Raw genomic sequence first — 18,950 nt, 5'->3', positions numbered from 1 at the left:
GCTTCAGTTACTCAAACCCGCATCCACCAGAATCAGACTCAGCATGGCCTGCGAGAGATATTTTTGCACCATCCGTTCAGACACGCCCAGCTCCAGCGCGATGTCGCGGGTCGGCATGCCATGGATTTGCGCCATGACGAAGGCCTGCTGGGCTTTTTGCCCGAGGCGGCTGATGAGGGCACCGATTTCCATCAGCGTCTCAATGACGATGGCGCGATGTTCGGGCGAGGGGAAAACCGCCTCCGGCTGTGCCGCCAAGGTATCCAGCCAGGCCTGCTCGACTTGCCGACGACGCCAGAGGTCAATGCACATGCCCTGAGCAACAGTGCGCAGGTAGGCACGGGCCTCTCCCGGACTGCGCATATCGCCCGGCGCCGGCTTCAGGATCAGTCGCAAGAATGTCTCCTGCGCCAGATCCGCCGCATCGGCCGCATTTCCCATGCGCCACTTCAGCCAGCCAAACAGCCAACCATGATGGTCGCTGTACAGAACGCGCAGATCCAGCTGTGCAGGCATTTTTGCTGCGGGCATGACAATACCTTGGGAGAAGTCGACAAATGGGAATAATTTTCATTTATATCTTAAGTCCAGCCGGCTTTGCAAGAACGTATTGGTTTTATTGATGTCCGCGACACCCAAAAGAAGACCGGCTTCCAAAGCGGAGCGCCTGCGAAACTTGCCTGCGTTTCAGAGGCCGCTCAAGCTGAAACGTCCATGCGCCGCTCTTGGGGCCTGCCCGCTTCCCACTCCCAAAAAACAAAAGCCGCCGAACCTTTACAGGTCCGGCGGCAACAGCGTGCAAAAGCTCGGCTACGCCCAAATGCGCACGCTTGCTTGGTTACATCAGAAGTCGACCTGCGCCGACAGCACGAAAGTACGGCCGGAAGCGGTACCGACGTAACCGTTCTGCATCACCCAGTAGTTCTTGTCGAACAGGTTTTCGATGTTGGCGCGATAAGTCACGACCTGACCGGCGGTCTTGGTGATGTAGCGTGCGCCGATATCGACGCGGGTCCAGGCTGGAACCTTGATCGCGTTGCTGTTGTTGTACCACATGGCGCCGGTACGGGCGATGCGGGTATTCAAGGCCAGCCCTTGCAGCCACGGCGTATCCCAATCCAGGCCCAAGTTGAAGTTGTTGCTTGGCACCGCGCCGACTTCCTTGCCGTCGGTTGCGCCACCGGCAGTGTGCGACTGCTGGGTGTCAAAGAAAGTACCGCTGGCATTGAAACGCAGACCGCGCTGGATCTCGCCGTAGGCCGACAACTCCAGGCCACGGATGCGCGCACGGCCATCCTGCGTGGCGTAGGTCAGACCGTTGATCACCTGAGTCGAGCTGTTTTGCTGCTCGATCTGGAACACGGCGGCAGTGGTCGTGATGCGGCCCCAGTCGACCTTGGCGCCGGTTTCATATTGCTTGGACTTGGTCGGTGCGAACGCCTCGCCTGCATTCGCATATTGAGCGCCCGCAAAGCCGCCGGACGTCAGTGCCGCCGTGTAATTGGCGTACAGGGACAGATTCTCGACCGGCTTGACGACAACGGCCGCCACCGGCGAAATGGCGGTCTTGTTGGAAGTCTGCGAGCCGGTGGTCAGGCCATGATTGTAGACTTGCTGGCGACGCAGACCGACGGTCAGGCGCAGACGGTCATCCAGCATCGACAGGGTGTCGGTCAGCGCCAGGCTGGTCAGGCGTGTCTGGCTTTGTGGACTCGGCTCGCCACGCACGAAGTTCAGCGCACCCAGCGCGGCCGGGTTGTACAGATTGGAGGCGACCGCCGTCCCGCTCATCTGATAAAAGTAGTCGGTCTGCTGGTCCAGCATGTTGGCACCCGCGATCAGCGTGTGCTTGATACCGCCCGTGTTGAAGCGTGTGCGCAGGCCGACATCGGCCGAGGTGGAAGTCACCTTCTGGTCGTAGTAGCCATTGGTGACGCTGGTGGCGCCTTGCACCGACGTGATCGTTGCACGCGGGAAGTTCTGCGCCGATTGCGCAACGTGATAACCGACCGCGCCATAGGCCGTCAGGTTGTCGTTGATATCGAATTCCAGACGCGTCGCTACGGCCTTGTCATCGGACTGCAGCGTATTGCCCGGATACAGGTTAGCGCTGCCGGAGGGAGCATCAGGCATCGAAGTCAGGTTGCCGATGCTGAACTGAGGACGGAAGTTGCGCGCATCTTCGTGCTGGGTGTAGGCGTCCAGACTCCAGCGCAAGCGGCTACCGTTATAGTCCAGGCCGACCGAACCCATGGTTTGCTGCTGATTGCTGCCCGACAGACCGGTATTGCCGTCGGCATACAGCGCATTGACGCGGATGCCCCATTCCTGGTTATCGCCAAAGCGACGGCCGATGTCGCCCTTCAGGCCGAACTGCGAATTGGACAGGTAAGTCGCCGTCACGCTGGAGGTCGGATCTTCATGGGCGCGCTTGGCCACCAGATTGACCGCGCCGCCGATGCCGCCGGCCGGGCCCATGCCGTACATCAGGGTGCCCGGCCCCTTCAGCACTTCAATACGCTCGACCATCGCAATCGGCATGCGAGTCAGAGGCACCAGACCGTAGAGGCCATTGAACGCCACATCGTTGGCCGACATGGTGAAGCCCCGGATCTGATAACTGTCGCCGAAACCGCCATTGCCGTTGGTATTGCGCACCGATGCGTCATTGGCGATCACGTCGCCGATGGCGCGCGCCTGCACATCTTCGATGCCCTGGGAGGTGTAGTTCACGGTGCTGAACGGCGTGTCCATCACGCTGGCCGTGCCGAGCACACCCAGGCTGCCGCCGCGGGCGACCAGGCCACCGGCGTAAGGCGCAGTAGGATCGGCGCTTTCGGTGACGGTCACGGTCGGCAACACGGCGTTGCTATTGCTGCCGGTGGTGGTGGCAGTCGATGTCGTCGTGGCGGCAGCATCGGCTGAAGTCGACGTCGTCTGCGCATAGGCGACCGGTGCGGCCAGCATCGGCGTCATCAGCACCAGATAGCGCGCGGCGGATGCCACTGCCCTCATTTGAAAAACGGAATTGCGTTGGCGCTTCGACGCGCGGACCTGCTCCATGATCTGACCTTTCGTTCTGGAATGAGAAAATTGAAACGCTCATTGACCAAAATGAAGCGTTCCTATTTGGATGTCACGCCAGAATCAGAAAAGGCTCAGATCAATTCAAAAAAATATACAACCGGCGGGATCAGGCTCACGGGCAACATTTCTCAAACCTCGGGAATTGCTGTCCTGCCTGATGATGCGTAAACGACAAAGCCTGCTTTCGCAGGCTTTGCTTGCATCCTTGTCATCGCGCTTCTGAAATTTGCAGCCGGCCTGCAGGGTATGCAGGGTGGGTAATTACGCCGTGGAGTCGTCGTAACCGCTGCTGTCGCTGCTGCCATCAAGATCAATATTGCTCAAGTCCGCAAGATCATTGCCGGATGCCGTTTCACTGCCGCCGTCGTCGCGGGCTTGAGCCCGCTCTTTGTCGGCGTCAGCGCCGTAGTAGTTATTGACGGTGGTGTTTTCAACATTTTCCACCGGCGTGCTCAAGCCATTCTGATGCATCAGCCCCGAGCCGCTGCCGCTATTCATCATATGTTCTATGCCTTGAAACAAAAATGCGCCACCCGCCACACCTGCGGCGGTGGCCGCGACGGTACCCAGCATGCTGCCCATGCCGCCGCCGAAGAAACCCGAAGACGGCGCCGGGGCCGCCTGGTATGGCGAAGCTGGCTGCGCGGGTGCGGCTGCGGGGGTATAAGCCGGCACATAAGCAGGAGCGGGTCCGGAACGGGGGGATGCCGCAGGCGCATTGCCCCAGGCATTGCTGTCGAGAAATCCATGCGCCGGGGCCGCACCTGACTGCAAAGCCTGCAGCTGGCTTTGCAATGATGCAATCTGAGCCTTGGACGTCGCGAGCGCCTGGTCCATCAACAGCGCTCGCTGTACCAGCAAGTAGGCCGCATCCGGCTGCTGCGCGACGGCGGACGAGATCATCGCGTCCGCCTGGGCATCTTTGCCAATGCCGCGGACCTGCGTCAATTGATTGAGAAAATCTTGAAGCGTTTGCGTTTCTTGAGGACTCATGGTGCCTGGCTCCCTGCCTGTGTGATACCGAACGATAAAACGACAATGTACGGCAGCCGATAGACTGCCAGGGAAGCAATTATGCGCGTGATTTCACCCTGCATTTGTGGCCGCAATTGCAAAGTTCGAAACAGCTTGTAACGTAGCCGGGGCAGCCACAGACAAGAGCAAGCTGAAGCCGTCGCTATTCTCCATGCGCTGCTTCATGTGAAGCCATGCTCCGTTTCTCAGTTGATGGCGCCGGCTTCTTTCAGCACCTTGAGAAGAAATCCTTCGATGGCCGCGACCAGTGCCAGCGGCGTTTCATTCATCGGATAGTGGCCCGCATTTTCGAGGACCTCAATGCCGGCCAGCGGATATCGTCGCAGGTAGGTCTCAGTCATCAGCGTGGTATTGAAGGTCGGATCATTCGCTCCGACCAATACCTTCACCGGGTGTCGTCCCGCAATATCATCGCTGAAGTCGGTATCGGCCCAGGCGCGCAAATATGCGGCGAATGCCGTCTTGGAAGAACACGCTGCCGAAGAGGCCGCCTTCCATGCAATCCAGGATGAAGGCAAGCAATTGCCGGTACTGCGATCAATGATCGTCTCGCGGTGAATCTGCGAGTTTGCCGCAGCATCAAACAATGCGCGTCTTTCCGCATCGAACCGGATGCCGCCGCAGGGCACCGGCGCGATCGGCACCAGCGCACGCACTCGCTCGGGCGCGCGCACCGCGATCTTTTCGATTGCCATGCCTCCCATCGAGTGTCCCATCAGACTGAAGCTGGAAAATCCGAGATCGTCGGCCAGCGCAAGTGCATCGGCGGCAATTTCATCGATCGTGTAGTCGCCGCAGGCATCCTTCATTCCTCCGTATCCGCGATAGTCCATGAAGACGTAGCTGAACACAGCTTGCGAGAGCCAGGGTTCAATCGGCTCGAATGAGCGTGCATCGCCGAACCAGCCATGCAGCACAAGGACAGGGTGCGGGCCATTGCCCACCCGATGGAAGGTATTAGGCATCTCATCTCCGAAACAATGAAATTGTTGAACTGAACGGCGTAGCCGGCGTGTCTGCACGACATGCGATGCGCCTGTTGGATGCCACATCTTAGGGATGACGGCGGCATGCCGCCTTCGACCGCAGGTCAAAGACGCTAGAATTCGGGCCATGCGCAATACACTTCTCGATCCTTACGAGGATATTCCCCGCTGCGTTGTCGTCACCGCGAACGACTATCCGGCCAGCTCGACGTTTCCCTCGCACTCGCATCGGCGCGGACAATTTGCATTTGCATCGTGCGGCGCCATCAGTCTGGCAACGCCGGAGGGACACTGGCTGGTGCCGCCGCAGCGCGCGTGCTGGGTTCCCGCGGGCGTCGAGCACGCCATGACGATGAACGGCGCAGTCACGATGATCAACACATTCATCTCGGAAGAAGCGGCCCGGGCCGCAGGACTGGCAGCGCGGTGCGGCGTGTTTGGCGTATCGGCGCTATTGAGACAGCTGATCGGCGAGGCCATCGACCTGCCCGCCCTGTACGACACCGACGGCCGCGCCGGCAAGCTGATGGCGCTGCTGGTGGCCGAGATCGCGAGCATGCCAGCGCTGTCATTGAACGCGCCCTTGCCTGCGGATGCACGGCTTGCCCGTGTCTGTCAGCGCGTGTTCGATTCGCCTTTGATTACAACTGATCTGGATTCCGTCGCACTCGAAGCCGGGATGAGCCGACGCAGCTTCACCCGCCTGTTCAGGGCGCAGACCGGCATCAGTTTCGGAGAATGGCGACAGCAGGTCTGCCTGATGGCAGCCATCAAGCGCCTGAGCCTGGGCCAGTCTGTGACCCGGGTCGCGCTTGATCTGGGCTATGCGAGTCCCAGCGCATTTACGACCGCCTTCCGTCGCGTGCTGGGCAAAACACCCAGTCAATACGTGGAAGCGCAGCCGCAGCCGGCACATTAATAAGTCCGAGCGGATGGATGTTGGTCATTGCTACGGCATGGCGGGAGTGTACGGCAATCACCGCCGCGCCCTATGACTGCGCGAAAGTTGGCAGGCGACAAAAAACGAACATCAGCATCCCGCTCAGGCTTAACCTCGAACGGGGCTCTGAACTCATCCGGCACACTGGATGCGCAGCATTCAAAGAACAGCAGCCGCACCCTGCAAAGCCAGGTGCCGCGTCATGGTGTAAGCCGGGTCATTCGGAATCGCGCCCGGGGTGAACAGGAAAAAACCGACCGGCGGTGTAACCCTGCTGTGCGCCATCGATTTTCTCGCCACGGCGTCGTGCAATGTGCCTGAGGTAAAGGGGGAAAACTTGCCGGCTGTCATCACGACAATGCCATCGTATCTTTCATCCTCATCGCTCAATCTGTCCGCCAGCACGTTCAGCATGTCGATCCTGGAGGAAAATCTGTCGCAAATGAAATCCTCTTTTTCACATGCATCCAATGGGCTGAAGGGAAGCACATATTTTTCCTGGTGATTGACGCAAATCAGGGAAACATCAATGTGCATGTCCGCGACCAAGTTAGGCACCATCAAGCGCAGGGCCGCCAGATCAGATTTGGTCACGCACCCCGACGCATCAAAGAGGAGCAATACATGCCTCCTGGTTTGCAAAGTGTTCAGCGTTCTGGCGATCACCGAATGCTGAATGAACTGATAGATACTTGACTTCATCTTTTGCTTCCCGGCCTTCATTCCTGGCATCCTGATTGAACAGTTCTCCCCCAGTCCCATCAATGCTCTTCTTCGCTACCGGCTCGCGCAGCAGATACTACGGTCTTGCTTCATCGCCGGACTATTTTTGTGATCTTTTTGATAAGCCGGCTCAGGTCTTCGCTAATGTAGTACATGACCCGGCAGTTGATAAGATGGCAAATATTTAGTTAACTCGTTAACAATATTTAACAATCAGATCGCGATTGGGCCGGTAGCTGCCGACAGCTGCCGACAGGCAATACGAAAAGATGCCCAGGAGAAATCAGCTGGTATCGGAGCCGCACGCCAGTCGCTGGAATTGATGCAGCCAAGGCCACGGACGGCCGAAATCTCCATTCTTAAATCTGATTAATGAATCTAGTCACCATTTGCCCACTAATCAATTGCCTGTGCATGTAATACATTCGCCAACATATTGAGCTGCGCACCTGAATACCCGGCCACTTCGCCCACTTGCTTCCCGTGAATCAATTGCAACTGATTCGATGCCGGAAACGCCTGAGCCACTCCTTATCAAGACAGACGTTCAAGTTCTGACTTCGAATAAAACACCCTCGTGAACGGCCACATCGCCGAAACCGAGTGCGTGATCTGAATGACAGCCTGGTTTCAGTCGCATTCGCCCACCCTGCATTTAAGAAAAAATGAGTCAGCTAAAGAAAATCAGCGTCGGCGACCTTACCCTGGATATGTATTTCTGCGGCTTCGATGGCCCATGGATGGACACGCCTTTCTGGCGAGCGAAGTTCTTGATCCGGCGCGCCAGCGAGATTGCCCAGGCACAATCCTCGGGATATGAGTTTTGCTGGATCGATCCTGCGCAGGGGAAGGACGTCGAGCACGTCACGCCTGCACCGCAAGCCGGCAGCGAGGCACTGACTGCGCCTCCCAAAACTGCTGAGGAAGAATTTCAGAGCGAGCTGAATGAAGCCTTGCGTCTTTATGAAAGCGCAAAGCAGACTACCCAGGTCGTTTTTAAACAAGCCCGCCTGGGAAAAACGCTGGACATGGACAAGTGCCAGGATCTGGTGGAGGAAATCACCGCCTCGCTGCAGCGCAATTCGAATGCCTTGCTGAGCATCGTCAGACTCAAGCGCGCCGACGAATACACCTATCTGCATTCGATCGCGGTGTGCACCATGATGGTGGCCCTGGGCCGCACGCTGGGCATGGATGATGTTTCGTGCAAGGAAGCGGGACTGGCGGGTTACCTGCACGATGTGGGCAAGGCCTTTATCCCGCTCGATATTCTCAACAAGCCGGGAAAACTGACGGACCAGGAATACCGCGTCATTCAACGTCATCCGATCCTGGGATATGAATATCTGCGAAGCTCCTCCAGCGTGCCCGACTATGTATCGGAAGTCTGCCGGCACCACCATGAAAAGATGGATGGCAGCGGCTATCCGAACAAGCAGGTCGGCAATCAGATTTCCATCTATTCGCGCATGGCTGCAATCTGCGATGTATATGATGCGGTGACTTCCGACCGGCCTTATAAAACAGGATGGGATCCTGCGGAGTCGGTTGCACAGATGTCCTCCTGGGCCGGGCATTTTGACCGTTCCATCTACCTCGCGTTTGTCAAAACACTGGGCATCTATCCGATTGGTTCAATCGTGAAGTTACAGTCAGGACGGACGGCGGTGGTGATCCGGCAGAATTATCAGGATCTGACCAAGCCGGTGATTAAAGCGTTTACGACGACTGACTCGGTTGATGTGGTGGAGAGTCAGATCATCGATCTGTCGGACCCGGCGCAGGATGACGTCATCGTCGAGCGCAGCGGCCAGGACTGGATGAAACTCAAGAATCTCGGTCAAGACTATCCGGCGACTTTGGATGCGCCTTCCGAAGTCGCGACGACGCCGAGTACAGAAGCCGGGTGATGCAAGCTGAAATAGGTCTGTATGTGCTCAATGCATTTCTTGACCTTCAAGGGAATTTCATCGCGATGCCTGGTGGTCAGGTAGGCGGTGAAACTATCCAGACGCCATTGCGGCAATACCACGACCAACTGCCCTGAATCGATATCGGCCTGAACTTTTGCCTGCAGCAGCCGGGCGATGCCATGCCCCTGCAATGCAAGCCGATGCAGAGCGCGCGCATGATTGGCGCTGACGCGCGGCTGCAGGCGCACGCGCACCGAGTCGCCGGACTGGTTCTTCAGATCAACGCAACTCTGCTCTCCATGAGGCGTGAACAGGAGAAAATCGTGCTGATGCAAATCAGCCGGTGTCTGAATCGCCTGATGTGTTTCCAGATAGGCCGGCGCCGCGCACAATACCGCATTGAGCCGCGTCAGATGGATATCCCCGTATTTGGCCGTACTCCCCACGCGCAAGGCCAGATCAATGCGGCTTTCCACCAAATCGATGTTGTGGTCGCTCACATCGAGCGATACATTGATCTTGGGATTGCTTTTGATGAAATCCTCGAGCGCCGGCACCAGATAATTGGCCGCCATAAAACTTGAAGCCGCAATGCGCAGCTCACCGACAGGCTCATTGTTCAGGGTCGCAATATTTTGCTGCGCCTCGCGCGCTTCGGTAACGACTCTGGCGCAATTCTGATAGAACAGACTGCCGGCTTCCGTCAGACTGAGTTTGCGGGTAGTCCGGTGCAGCAAGGTGGTGCCCAGGAAGCCTTCCAATGCCCGGATGTGCTGACTCACCGAAGAAGCCGTGAGTCCCAGCTCCCTGGCTGCCTTGGAAAATGCACCCAGTTCGACCACGCGCGCAAAAATTGCCATGCGAGGAAGGTATTCCATTCCAGGTTTTTTCATTTTTTGCTTTGGCCGGACTGCGATTTTATTGACAACGCCCGACTATAGAGCGCGTGCCATATTCTGGTGAGGCGAACAGCCCCGCTTAAATGCTGCAATTCGGAATATCTTGCATGAAACAGCTTTTATGATCGGCCTGCCGCCCCGCGAATTGCTGCGCGGGGCTTCGCTGAATATGGAAGGAGTGAAATTGAATTGTCTGGATGATTTGCCACTTGGCCCGGAACAGGCCCGGAACAGCGAATTCGGTTCCGGGCGCAGTCTTGCTTAAACGGGCTCGTGCCCCTCGCCGCCCGCCAACTCCTTGACCCGACGGGCCAGCACATCGGCGGCGAAGGGCTTGGTCAATACCTGCATGCCGCGTTCGAGATGTCCGTGATTCAGCACGGCGTTTTCCGCATAGCCGGTAACGAACAGCACCGGCACATCCGGCCGCTGCGCCCTGACTGCATCGGCGAGTTGCCGGCCGTTCATGCCATTGGGCAGGCCGACATCCGTGAGCAAAAGATCGATATCAGGATGTGCAGCAATCACCTTCAGCGCCGCAACACCATCGTCAGCCTCGACCACGAAGTAACCCAGTTCTTCAAGGATCTCGACGGCAACCATGCGAACCAGCGGCTCATCGTCCACCACCAGAATCGTCTTGCGCCCCGATGCGCCCGGCGAAGGGCCTTCCGCCGGCGCCAGATTTTCCAGGCTCTCTTCACCAAGGTGACGCGGCAGATAGATCGAGACCAGCGTGCCCTTGCCGACTTCAGAGTAAATGCGGACTACGCCGCCGGACTGGCCGGCGAAGCCGTAGACCATGGACAAACCCAGGCCGGTTCCCTGCCCGATGGGCTTGGTCGTGAAGAAGGGATCGAAGGCGCGCGCCACCACGTCCGGCGACATGCCGGTGCCGGTGTCGCTGACCGACAGCGATACGTACTGGCCGGCAGGCACGCCGCGTTGCGCGGCGGTGCGATCGTCCAGCCAGCGGTTGGCCGTCTCGATCATGAGCTTTCCGCCGTCCGGCATGGCATCGCGCGCGTTGAGGCACAGATTGAGCAGGGCATTTTCGAGTTGGCCGACGTCGACGAAGGCGGCCCATAGTCCGCCCGCCGACACGGTTTCCACCGCAATGCCGGGGCCGACGCTGCGGCCGATCAGCTCATGCATGCCGGCGACGATCTGGTTGAGATTGGAGGGTTTGGGGTCGAGCGTCTGCCGGCGTGAAAATGCGAGCAGACGCTGTGTCAGCGCTGCAGCACGCTTAACGGCTGACTGGGCGCCGCTGAGATGGCGATCGATGTCGGCGATGCGGCCCTGGGCCAGACGTATCTTCATCAACTCCAGACTGCCGCCGATCCCGGCCAGGATGTTGTTGAAATCGTGCGCCAGTCCGCCGGTCAGCTGCCCTACCGCTTCCATCTTCTGCGCCTGGCGCAGCGCTTCCTCGGCGCTGAGCAGCGCGGTGGTACGCTCTTCGACCTTTTGCTCCAGCGTTTCGTTGAGCGAGCGCAGCGCGGCAATCGCGCTATCGCGCTCGGCCTCCACGTTGCGGCGTCCTTCAATATCGATCAGCACGCCGGGAAATGTGCTCGGCGTACCGTCGGGCATGAGCTCGACCCGGCCATTCGCTTCCAACCAGTAATATTGGCCGTCCTGCCGCCGCGTCCGGTACTGGTGAGCGTAGGCGCCGCCGCGCGCAACCGCTTGCTCGACTGCCCGGGCAAGACCGTCACGGTCGTCCGGGTGAACCGACTCGACCACTTCGGCAAGCGTGAGGCCGCTGCGCCCCTTGGCGGCATCAAACCCGAATGCGTTGGCGAAACCGTCATCCACGCGAAACCGGTCCGACGGTATATCCCAGAGCCAGGTGCCGATGATGGCGCCGGCCGCCATCGCCAGTTGCACGCGCTGCACGTTCTCACGCAACTCGGCTTCCGTTTTCTTGCGCTGGGTAACATCACGAAACAGCACCGAGACCTGGCACATCTCGACCGAGCCGACGCGCGTGGCCGAGACCTCGATATGGCGTCCGACGGCGACGAACTCCTGTTCAAAACGCACCGGCTCGCCGGTACGAAGCACTTTTCCGTACATGTCGAGCCAGGTGTCTGCATGATCCGGCTCGATCTCGCGCAGGCGCTTGCCGATGATGTCGCGGATGCCGGTATGGCGCTCGTATCCGGAGTTCGCTTCAATATGGATGTAGTCGCTTAATGGGCCATGGGGGCCATCAATGAACTTGATGATGCAGAAGCCGTCGTCGATCGCTTCGAACAGGGCGAGGCGCTGCACCTTGCCCAGAGCCACCTCTTCTTCAAGCGCGGCACGGCTGAGCGATGCCAATTCAATGTCCAAGATAACGCCTTTCGTCGTCAGGAAGACCCGGGATGATCTGCATCCGATGAGATCGAAACAGCCCCTGCAATCCAGATGGCATGAATTGTAATGCAGTCTGGATGGTCGCCCGCTAGGCGCTGCGCGCCTTGCTCGGCGGGTGACCGATGATGCGCTTGAAGGCCCGGCTGAAGGAGGCTTCGGAATCGTAACCAAGCCGGCTGGCGACCACCGCCACGCGCATGCCCTCGCTTGCGATCCATTGCCGCGCCTGGAACATCTTGACCCGGGCCACGTACTTCGCCGGCGTTTCGCCGACGGTGCTGGAGAATTTGTCGATGAAGCTGGAACGCGAGGCGCCCATCACCTCGGCCAGTTCAGCCACCGACCATTCACGTTCAGGCTGCAGGTGGACCGCTGCCAGCACGCGTCCGATCTGGGGACATCGCACGGCCGCAATCCAGCCGGTCGCGTCGCTGCAGGCGCATTCCACCCAGGCGCGGATGATGCTGGCCGACAGCACATCCGCCAGACGCGCCAGAATGCCGCAGGCGCCGATGCGATTGAGCGTAACCTCGCGCTCCATGGCCTCCAGCATGGCCAGCACCGCCGGATCGCTCTGGCCGAGATCGCAGGCGCGCATGACGTCCGGCATCATGGCCAGCAGCGGATGCAAGGGATCGAGATTGAAACGCAGCGCGCCGCAGAACAACACATGTGAAGGCAGCGCAGCATCGTCGTGCTCTGCGATCTGCTCACCCGGCTTCACATCGTGCTTGCCATCGACCAGATACAGATCTGGCGACAGCACCTTACGCGTCAGCGTATCGATGTCAACAGCGGGCACCTCGGGCGCACTCGCCACCACATGACGGGTGCCGCGCGGCAACAGCAAGGCATCGCCGGGATTGAGATGGACCCAGTCGGTCAGCGGCATGCGCATCCAGCAATTGCCTTGCGCAATGAAATGGAAGGTCGCTTCACGCCGGGCGGGAAACGCCACCGCCCACGGCGCGCGCATCACGTAGCGGCCATACTCCACACCGTCCAGGCGCAAGCCCAGCAGAATTTCGGTCAAGGTGTCCGGGACATCTTTGGGGACATCTTTGATTTCCATGGCTGCATCCTTTTTGCTCAGGTTTTGCCGGTTTGGACGAATAATCAATAAATACGGAGTTACCGGCATGGAAAGTCTATCATTTCAATCATACACTGCAGGTCCCATGTCATCTTGAGGTCTTCCATGCGCGACGCCGCTTGCATCGAAAATAACAGCTCGCACTATGCCGACGGTGCCGGCCCCGCCCAGCCATGCCATACAGCTACGCCGGTTCACGAACAGGCCGGCGCCAACTGGGCCGGCATTGCAACCCTGGCGCTGGGCGTGTTCGGTCTGGTCACCGCCGAATTCCTGCCGGCCAGCTTGCTGACCGCCATGTCCACCGATCTGGGTGTATCCGACGGCGCCGCCGGTCAGGCGGTCACCGCGACGGCCATCGTCGGCGCCATTGCAGCGCCGACAATTCCTGTACTCACCCGCAACTTCGATCGCAAACGCGTCGTTCTGGCCCTGAGCCTGCTGCTGGTGATCTCGAACGTGCTTGCCGCTACCGCCGGCAATCTCTCGGTATTGCTGGTTTCGCGCGTGCTGCTGGGCATCGCGCTGGGCGGTTTCTGGTCCATGGCGGCGGCGCTGGCGATGCGTCTGGTGCCGGAAAAACTGTTCCCGCGCGCCATGTCCGCCATCCTCACCGGCGTATCGGTGGCCACCGTCTGCGCGGCGCCCATCGGCGCCTATATGGGTAATCTGTGGGGCTGGCGCAGCGCCTTCGTCGCAGCCGGCATCGTCAGCGTCGTCACACTGCTCGCGCAGCTGGTCGCCATTCCCAAATTGCCGCCCAAAGATAATCCGAGCGTGAAGATTCTGTTCGAGCTGCTGGGCCGCACCAATGTGCGTATCGCCTTGCTGGCTGTCTTGCTGGTGGTGTCGGGGCACTTCGCCGGCTTTACCTACATCCGGCCCTTGATGGAACAGGTCACCCATCTCTCGGTCAGCGCGATTTCAGCGGTGCTGCTGGGCTACGGCATCGGAGGTTTCTTCGGCAACTTCGCCGGCGGCTTCATTGCCGAACGCAGCGAGCGCCATGCCATCGTTTTCGGCGCCGCATTCATCACCGTGCTTGCCGCGTCATTGTGGATAGCCGGCTCCTCACCGGTGGTCGCCGCCGTTGCAATTGCGCTGTGGGGCTTCGCCTTCGGCGCCTTTCCGGTCGGTTTCCAGACCTGGATCGTGCGCGCTGCGCCCGACCACGCCGAAAGTGCCGGCGGCCTGCTGGTGGCGGCCTTTCAGATTGCCATCGCAGGCGGCGCCATCGGCGGCGGCGTGCTGGTGGATCATGTCGGCGCGCTGGGCGGCCCGATCTTCGCCACCGTCGCGATGGCACTGGGCACTTTGCTGACGCTGCGCTATGGGCCGCGTACGCGTTAAGAATAAGAAAAAAGGGGGCAACACCGCAGCGAAACGCGCTGACCGCACAGCGCCATCGCCGCTAGTCCGTTGCGCTTATTTCAAGCTCTTTCTTGCACCTGTTTCTTGGTGCTCAGCAATGCGGGAGTTCATGCTAAGCGGCAAACCGGGGCAAGCGCTTCGCTCAGGAACGGGCATCGATGCCAAAAATTCCTGAGCGCCCGCAGATGCCATTCGCCATTCTGTTCAACGGCACTCGGAATAGTGACGCGCTTCCAGCTTTGCGCGCTCGCCATACTCCGAGCTGGTTTGAACGCCTGCCGGGAAGCGGCCGTCGCGTGAATATCCTGGAAGTACTCGTTGAGCCGTAGGCTCGCCGCTGCCGGCGCTGTTCATCTGCAAGCGCAGGGTGCGGCAGGACGAGCTCTCCGACCGCGCATCGGCGAGCCTCGACATGGCCGAACCGGATTCGCCGGGCATATTGACGAGTGCGATCCTGACGGATGATGCGTGCGGCGACATTGCCCGGTCGAAATCGCTTTGGCTCGAGACTGCAAATGCGTCGGCAGCCAGGACCATGGTGAATGCGGAAAAGAGGTAGCTCACTAAACGAATGCGCATGATGGATGACTCCGTATTGAAATGATCAAATCGCCAACGCCAACAGAATTCAGCCGCCGTTTGGCCTGCTTCTGCTGCCGACACCTGCCAGAAAGCTCTGGTATGGACGTAGTTTGCGCATCCCCGGTTAAGCGGATATTGCAAAAACGCCGGCGTTTGTTTCAATTGAAATCCTGCATGCGATAGCGTGCGATCAAGCTGCCTGCACCGCACGAGCCCGGCTTTATCAGTCCAGTCCGGTCTTGCCGGCGGCCCAGTAGGCTTTGGCTTTCAGGCGCGAGCCCGGCACGCCCAGAGACTTGAGAGCGCTGCGCAGGCGCTGGATGAAAGCGGCCCGGCCCGTCAGGATAAAGCTTGCCTGGGTTGCGGCAAGCGCTGGCAAGCGGTGCTCGATCTGCGTGAGATGCGCATCGTTTTCCCTTCGCTCGAAGAGTTCGACACCATCCAGATCGAGTCGTGCGAGCACCGCCAGCGCACTGGCTCGGTCGCTCACTTCAAACAGAGTTTGCAGGGGAATGCCGGAAACCTGGCGGTGCAATGCATAGGCCAGCCCGATTGAGGTTTCGTCACCCAGCATGATGCACATGCCGTCTGCCTGACTCAGATCCAGCGATGCACGCGGCCCGAAAACATGGCATTCGTCCCCCGGACTGGCGTCGCGAAGCCAGCTGCTTCCTGGCCCGTGCCCATGCATGTATCCCAGAATGCGGGTACGGCCAGCCGCCTGATCCCATTCGATGGGCGTGAAGGTGCGCGCGACAAAGGCGGAGCCCATCGTGATCTGGATCTTCTGTCCGGGCAGCCAAGGCAGCTGCTTGAACGCAGGGCTTTCCAGGGTAAGGAGCCGGAAGTTCTCCGCAAGCGCTTCGGTCCCGGCAACACGCGCCTGTTTCATCAGCATGCGGATCAAGGCCCGGCTCAGGCGTCCCGGCGGGCGTGGCGCCGTTGCATTGCGGTCGGGTGCAGGCGTCATCATCGCGTGAAGATCGTGAATTCGTTGCCCCTGCCCTCGCTGATGGGAATCGCTTGCGAAAGGTAGCCGTTGGCGGGATCGCGGACATAGGCCAGGTAGATGTTGTCCTGATCAAAGGCATTTTCAGCCAGGATGGGCGAGCCTGTTTTCAGCCGCGACTCCAGCAATTTCAGCACCGGCAGATAAAGACTGAATGCGCCATCGAGCAGCACCAGATCGACTTCTCCGCCGACATCGGCCAGGGTCTCGCGGGCGTCTCCCTCGCGAATCTCGACCAGGTCGGCGAGCCCTGCCGCTTCAAGATTGGCGCGTGCGCGCGCCGCCTTGCCGGCTTCCAGTTCGGTGCCGATCAGGTGACCGCCGCCCATATCGCGCAAGGCCGCAGCGAGATAGATCGTGGATATCCCCATGGACGTGCCGAACTCGACTATCCGTGTCGCCTTGCGCGCGCGGGCGATCTGGTAAAGAAATCGGCCATACTCCGGCGTCACGTTCAGAAAGTTGTTGGCGTAGCCACGATAGAAGCCGCGCACATCGCGACTTTCTTGCGCAAAGTGTTCGGCGATGCTGTCGGCCATCAATTGTTCGGGCTGCTCGGCGTTGATGAACTGCGCCATCAATGCACGATCTGCCAGTTCGGCCTCTTTGAAAAGCCGTTGCAGTGTGTCGGCCACGCGGCCGGTGCTCAATGAATCCATGGTCTCGAGTCCTCAGTAAGTCTGGGTAAGACGCGGCTGCGGGAAATTCCGTGACCGCCTTGCGAGCATGGTAGACATGACGGCCCTTGGCATCATTGCTTAATTTTGCCAAAATATATGTAAATCCTGCCAATCCGGCAGCATCATCGTCCCCAAGGCCAATCAAACATGCCTGTCCTCAATGAATTTTCTGATGCGGGGGAGTGGATGGACCCCGATCTGGTACCGCGCCCGGTAGTAAGCTTCGGCGCCAGCGGTACCGTGACGGCCAGCGTGCTGGAGGAGCAAGCGCGTTTCTACAGCGATCGCAAGGAGATGGATTTCCATCGTCATCGCAAAGGGCAGCTGCTGCTGGCGCTGCGCGGCATTCTCAGCTGCGAGGTGCAAGGCGGATTCTGGATCGTGCCGCCTCAAAGTGCGATCTGGATACCCTGTGAAACGCTGCACAAGATCACCGCCGCCGGCACGGTCGAATGCTATGTGGTCTTCATCACGCCCGAAGCCGCATCCACGCTGCCGCCGGCTTGCTGCACCGTAGTCGCAACGCCGCTGTTGCGTGAACTGCTGATCCGCTCTGCCAGTTTTCCTTTGCTTTATCCCGAGGGCGGCATGGAATCCCATCTGGCGACCTTGATTCTCGACGAAATTGCCATGGCGCCGACCGGCAATCTGCATCTGCCGATGCCGACGGATGCGCGGCTGCGCAAGATAGTCGATCTGATCATGGAAAATCCGGCCGACCGCGGCACCACGCAAACCTGGGCGCGACGAGTGGGACTGAGCGAGCGAACGCTGGCGCGACTGCTCACCCAGGAAACGGGCATGAGCTTCGGCCGCTGGCGTCAGCAATTCCATCTCATGCTCGCGGTGAAATGGCTGGGCAGCGGATCTGCTGTCCAGCAAGTCGCAGACGACCTGGGCTATGAAAGCGCCGGCAGCTTTGTGACCATGTTTCGCAAAGCGCTCGGCACTTCACCGGCCCGTTACATGGCGCAACGCAAGCGCAGCAGCTGAGCATCGGGGCTTTCCCTTAGCCGCGCTTCTGCTTGCCGCTCAACAGCACCAAGGCCACCAGGAAAGACAAGGACACCGAAGCTGCGCCGGCGAGATAGACCGCGCCCACACCCCAGGCCCCGGCCAGCGCACCCGCCAGCGGGCTGGTGATGCCCAGCGAGATATCCAGAAATGCGACATAAGCGCCCATTGCCAGTCCGCGTGTTTGTGGCGGCGCACGCCGCATGGCTTCGACGCCGAAGCCGGGGAAGGCCAGCGAATAGCCGAAGCCTGTGAGCGCCGCGCCGAGGTAGGCCGACGATGTCGTATCGGCGCCCCAGATCAGCAACTGGCCGGCCACCTCAATCACCACACAGACCAGCGCCACGCGTGCGCCGCCCAGCTTGTCCGGCAGGTGGCCGAAGCAGATGCGTGCGGCAATGAACGCGGCGCCAAAGGCCGAGAACGCAAGTGAAGAACTGCCCCAGGATTTGGCCGCGAACAAGAGTGCAATGAAGGCCGTGATCACGCCGAAGCCGACACTGGAAAACGCCAGCCCGATACCCGGCAACCAGACCGCACCCAGCACTTTGTAGAACGGCGTGCGGCGGCTTGCGGTAGGCGCCAGAGCACGCATGCCGGAGATGGCCGCGAGCGCCAGCCATGGAATCGCGACGGTGGCCACTGCGATGCCGGCGAAGCCACGATAGTTGTTGAGCGCCACACCGGCCGGCGCACCGACGGCATAGGCGGCGAACATGGCCATGCCCAGCCAGGCCATCACCTTGCCGCCGTTCTGCGGGCCGACCAGGGCGATGCCCCAGCCCATGGTGCCGGTGACGATCAGGCTTTCAGCCAGCGCCAGCAACACACGTCCGAGCACCAGCACCCAGACCGACGCCTGCGGCATATCAATGACGCTCAGCGAAGCGAGATAGATCAGACCGGAGGCCGAAGCGAACAGAAATCCGCTCACCACGGCACGCTTGCCGCCGCGCATGTCAGCGAAGTTGCCGGCCCAGGCGCGCGACAGCAAAGCTGCAGCGAACTGCGCGCCGACCACCAGGCCCACGACGGTCGGGCCCATGCCCAGCGCATCATGCAGGTGCAGCGGCAGCACCGGCAACTGTATGCCGATGGTCAGAAAGGCGATGAATACCGCCAGCGTGAGCGGCGCAAGTTTAAGGAAAACATTGACGCCCGGCGGCGCCGTGGCCGCCATCGAGGGCGACTGCTGCATGTGTTTGTGAGTCATGATTTTCACTGATATTAAATGCGTGGATGAATGGCTGC

General features: G+C 59.9%; 18 protein-coding genes. 6 read left to right on the top strand and 12 right to left on the bottom strand.

Translation table 11 applies throughout. The annotated features are described in order from the left end of the window. Window positions 1–3: 3 nt before the first annotated feature. Window positions 4–531: a sigma-70 family RNA polymerase sigma factor gene (locus tag PQR62_RS07510; RefSeq protein WP_408156395.1), complete on the bottom strand. Its 528-nt coding sequence runs from the start codon at window positions 529–531 to the stop codon at window positions 4–6. Between the two features lie 312 nt (window positions 532–843). Continuing rightward, a complete protein-coding gene (locus tag PQR62_RS07505) occupies window positions 844–3,015 on the bottom strand; it encodes a TonB-dependent receptor (protein ID WP_408156393.1) in 2,172 nt (723 codons plus the stop codon). Between the two features lie 18 nt (window positions 3,016–3,033). On the opposite strand from PQR62_RS07505, the gene PQR62_RS07500 reads away from it, so the two are divergent. Continuing rightward, on the top strand, window positions 3,034–3,255 hold the full coding sequence (locus PQR62_RS07500; protein WP_408156392.1) for a hypothetical protein: 222 nt from the start codon (window positions 3,034–3,036) through the stop codon (window positions 3,253–3,255). Between the two features lie 93 nt (window positions 3,256–3,348). Here the strand turns inward: PQR62_RS07500 and PQR62_RS07495 are convergent, their stop codons facing one another. Further along, window positions 3,349–4,080 carry a DUF2076 domain-containing protein gene (locus PQR62_RS07495; protein ID WP_408156390.1) on the bottom strand — a complete coding sequence of 244 codons (732 nt, stop codon included), beginning with the start codon at window positions 4,078–4,080 and terminating at the stop codon, window positions 3,349–3,351. A 227-nt stretch (window positions 4,081–4,307) separates the two neighbouring features. Continuing rightward, window positions 4,308–5,087: an alpha/beta fold hydrolase gene (locus PQR62_RS07490; protein WP_408156388.1), complete on the bottom strand. Its 780-nt coding sequence runs from the start codon at window positions 5,085–5,087 to the stop codon at window positions 4,308–4,310. Between the two features lie 148 nt (window positions 5,088–5,235). Between PQR62_RS07490 and PQR62_RS07485 the strand changes: the two genes are divergently transcribed. Next, window positions 5,236–6,027: an AraC family transcriptional regulator gene (locus PQR62_RS07485; protein WP_408156386.1), complete on the top strand. Its 792-nt coding sequence runs from the start codon at window positions 5,236–5,238 to the stop codon at window positions 6,025–6,027. A gap of 180 nt (window positions 6,028–6,207) precedes the next feature. On the opposite strand, the gene PQR62_RS07480 is transcribed toward PQR62_RS07485, so the two are convergent. Then, window positions 6,208–6,771, bottom strand: coding sequence for a hypothetical protein (locus PQR62_RS07480; protein WP_408156384.1), 564 nt, complete (start codon window positions 6,769–6,771; stop codon window positions 6,208–6,210). Between the two features lie 665 nt (window positions 6,772–7,436). Here PQR62_RS07480 and PQR62_RS07475 point away from each other — a divergent pair. Next, window positions 7,437–8,681 carry a cyclic di-GMP phosphodiesterase gene (locus tag PQR62_RS07475; RefSeq protein ID WP_408156382.1) on the top strand — a complete coding sequence of 415 codons (1,245 nt, stop codon included), beginning with the start codon at window positions 7,437–7,439 and terminating at the stop codon, window positions 8,679–8,681. On the opposite strand, the gene PQR62_RS07470 is transcribed toward PQR62_RS07475, so the two are convergent. Then, window positions 8,618–9,562 carry a LysR substrate-binding domain-containing protein gene (locus tag PQR62_RS07470; RefSeq protein ID WP_408156380.1) on the bottom strand — a complete coding sequence of 315 codons (945 nt, stop codon included), beginning with the start codon at window positions 9,560–9,562 and terminating at the stop codon, window positions 8,618–8,620. The two genes, PQR62_RS07475 and PQR62_RS07470, sit on opposite strands and share 64 nt — an antisense overlap. A 124-nt stretch (window positions 9,563–9,686) precedes the next feature. Between PQR62_RS07470 and PQR62_RS07465 the strand changes: the two genes are divergently transcribed. Beyond that, entirely contained in the window at window positions 9,687–9,848 is a 162-nt protein-coding gene (locus PQR62_RS07465) for a hypothetical protein (protein ID WP_408156378.1), read from the top strand. Here PQR62_RS07465 and PQR62_RS07460 read toward each other — a convergent pair. Together PQR62_RS07460 and PQR62_RS07455 are read right to left on the bottom strand one after the other, a co-directional pair. Further along, window positions 9,845–11,878: a response regulator gene (locus PQR62_RS07460; protein WP_408156872.1), complete on the bottom strand. Its 2,034-nt coding sequence runs from the start codon at window positions 11,876–11,878 to the stop codon at window positions 9,845–9,847. The genes PQR62_RS07465 and PQR62_RS07460 overlap by 4 nt on opposite strands. A gap of 160 nt (window positions 11,879–12,038) precedes the next feature. Next, window positions 12,039–13,022 carry an AraC family transcriptional regulator gene (locus PQR62_RS07455; RefSeq protein WP_408156376.1) on the bottom strand — a complete coding sequence of 328 codons (984 nt, stop codon included), beginning with the start codon at window positions 13,020–13,022 and terminating at the stop codon, window positions 12,039–12,041. 126 nt (window positions 13,023–13,148) lie between these two features. Between PQR62_RS07455 and PQR62_RS07450 the strand changes: the two genes are divergently transcribed. Then, complete coding sequence (locus PQR62_RS07450) at window positions 13,149–14,393, top strand: MFS transporter (protein ID WP_408156374.1); 1,245 nt, start codon at window positions 13,149–13,151, stop codon at window positions 14,391–14,393. A gap of 225 nt (window positions 14,394–14,618) precedes the next feature. On the opposite strand, the gene PQR62_RS07445 is transcribed toward PQR62_RS07450, so the two are convergent. The 3 genes from PQR62_RS07445 to PQR62_RS07435 all read right to left on the bottom strand — a co-directional run bounded on the left by PQR62_RS07445 (window position 14,619) and on the right by PQR62_RS07435 (window position 16,664). Next, the gene (locus PQR62_RS07445) at window positions 14,619–15,158 is read right to left on the bottom strand and encodes a hypothetical protein (RefSeq protein ID WP_408156372.1); all 540 of its coding nucleotides are present in this window, start codon (window positions 15,156–15,158) and stop codon (window positions 14,619–14,621) included. A 61-nt stretch (window positions 15,159–15,219) separates the two neighbouring features. Then, a complete protein-coding gene (locus tag PQR62_RS07440; RefSeq protein WP_408156370.1) occupies window positions 15,220–15,969 on the bottom strand; it encodes a siderophore-interacting protein in 750 nt (249 codons plus the stop codon). Further along, on the bottom strand, window positions 15,966–16,664 hold the full coding sequence (locus PQR62_RS07435; protein ID WP_408156368.1) for an O-methyltransferase: 699 nt from the start codon (window positions 16,662–16,664) through the stop codon (window positions 15,966–15,968). Before PQR62_RS07435 ends, PQR62_RS07440 begins: the two co-directional genes overlap by 4 nt. 168 nt (window positions 16,665–16,832) lie before the next feature. Between PQR62_RS07435 and PQR62_RS07430 the strand changes: the two genes are divergently transcribed. After that, window positions 16,833–17,678, top strand: a complete 846-nt coding sequence (locus tag PQR62_RS07430) for an AraC family transcriptional regulator (RefSeq protein WP_408156366.1) — start codon at window positions 16,833–16,835, stop codon at window positions 17,676–17,678. A gap of 16 nt (window positions 17,679–17,694) precedes the next feature. On the opposite strand, the gene PQR62_RS07425 is transcribed toward PQR62_RS07430, so the two are convergent. Continuing rightward, window positions 17,695–18,912, bottom strand: coding sequence for an arabinose transporter (locus PQR62_RS07425; RefSeq protein ID WP_408156364.1), 1,218 nt, complete (start codon window positions 18,910–18,912; stop codon window positions 17,695–17,697). Window positions 18,913–18,950 lie beyond the last annotated feature (38 nt).

Source organism: Herbaspirillum lusitanum, assembly GCF_046025995.1.
Lineage (GTDB): Bacteria > Pseudomonadota > Gammaproteobacteria > Burkholderiales > Burkholderiaceae_D > Herbaspirillum > Herbaspirillum lusitanum_A.
This window is presented reverse-complemented; position numbering and strand designations above follow the sequence as displayed.

Excerpts from the sequence above, each read along its gene's own strand:
- PQR62_RS07510 (WP_408156395.1), bottom strand. The coding sequence starts at position 531 with ATGCCCGCAGCAAAAATGCCTGCACAGCTGGATCTGCGCGTTCTGTAC.
- PQR62_RS07505 (WP_408156393.1), bottom strand. The coding sequence starts at position 3,015 with ATGAGGGCAGTGGCATCCGCCGCGCGCTATCTGGTGCTGATGACGCCG.
- PQR62_RS07495 (WP_408156390.1), bottom strand. The coding sequence starts at position 4,080 with ATGAGTCCTCAAGAAACGCAAACGCTTCAAGATTTTCTCAATCAATTG.
- PQR62_RS07490 (WP_408156388.1), bottom strand. The coding sequence starts at position 5,087 with ATGCCTAATACCTTCCATCGGGTGGGCAATGGCCCGCACCCTGTCCTT.
- PQR62_RS07485 (WP_408156386.1), top strand. The coding sequence starts at position 5,236 with ATGCGCAATACACTTCTCGATCCTTACGAGGATATTCCCCGCTGCGTT.
- PQR62_RS07480 (WP_408156384.1), bottom strand. The coding sequence starts at position 6,771 with ATGAAGGCCGGGAAGCAAAAGATGAAGTCAAGTATCTATCAGTTCATT.
- PQR62_RS07475 (WP_408156382.1), top strand. The coding sequence starts at position 7,437 with ATGAGTCAGCTAAAGAAAATCAGCGTCGGCGACCTTACCCTGGATATG.
- PQR62_RS07470 (WP_408156380.1), bottom strand. The coding sequence starts at position 9,562 with ATGGAATACCTTCCTCGCATGGCAATTTTTGCGCGCGTGGTCGAACTG.
- PQR62_RS07455 (WP_408156376.1), bottom strand. The coding sequence starts at position 13,022 with ATGGAAATCAAAGATGTCCCCAAAGATGTCCCGGACACCTTGACCGAA.
- PQR62_RS07450 (WP_408156374.1), top strand. The coding sequence starts at position 13,149 with ATGCGCGACGCCGCTTGCATCGAAAATAACAGCTCGCACTATGCCGAC.
- PQR62_RS07440 (WP_408156370.1), bottom strand. The coding sequence starts at position 15,969 with ATGATGACGCCTGCACCCGACCGCAATGCAACGGCGCCACGCCCGCCG.
- PQR62_RS07435 (WP_408156368.1), bottom strand. The coding sequence starts at position 16,664 with ATGGATTCATTGAGCACCGGCCGCGTGGCCGACACACTGCAACGGCTT.
- PQR62_RS07430 (WP_408156366.1), top strand. The coding sequence starts at position 16,833 with ATGCCTGTCCTCAATGAATTTTCTGATGCGGGGGAGTGGATGGACCCC.
- PQR62_RS07425 (WP_408156364.1), bottom strand. The coding sequence starts at position 18,912 with ATGACTCACAAACACATGCAGCAGTCGCCCTCGATGGCGGCCACGGCG.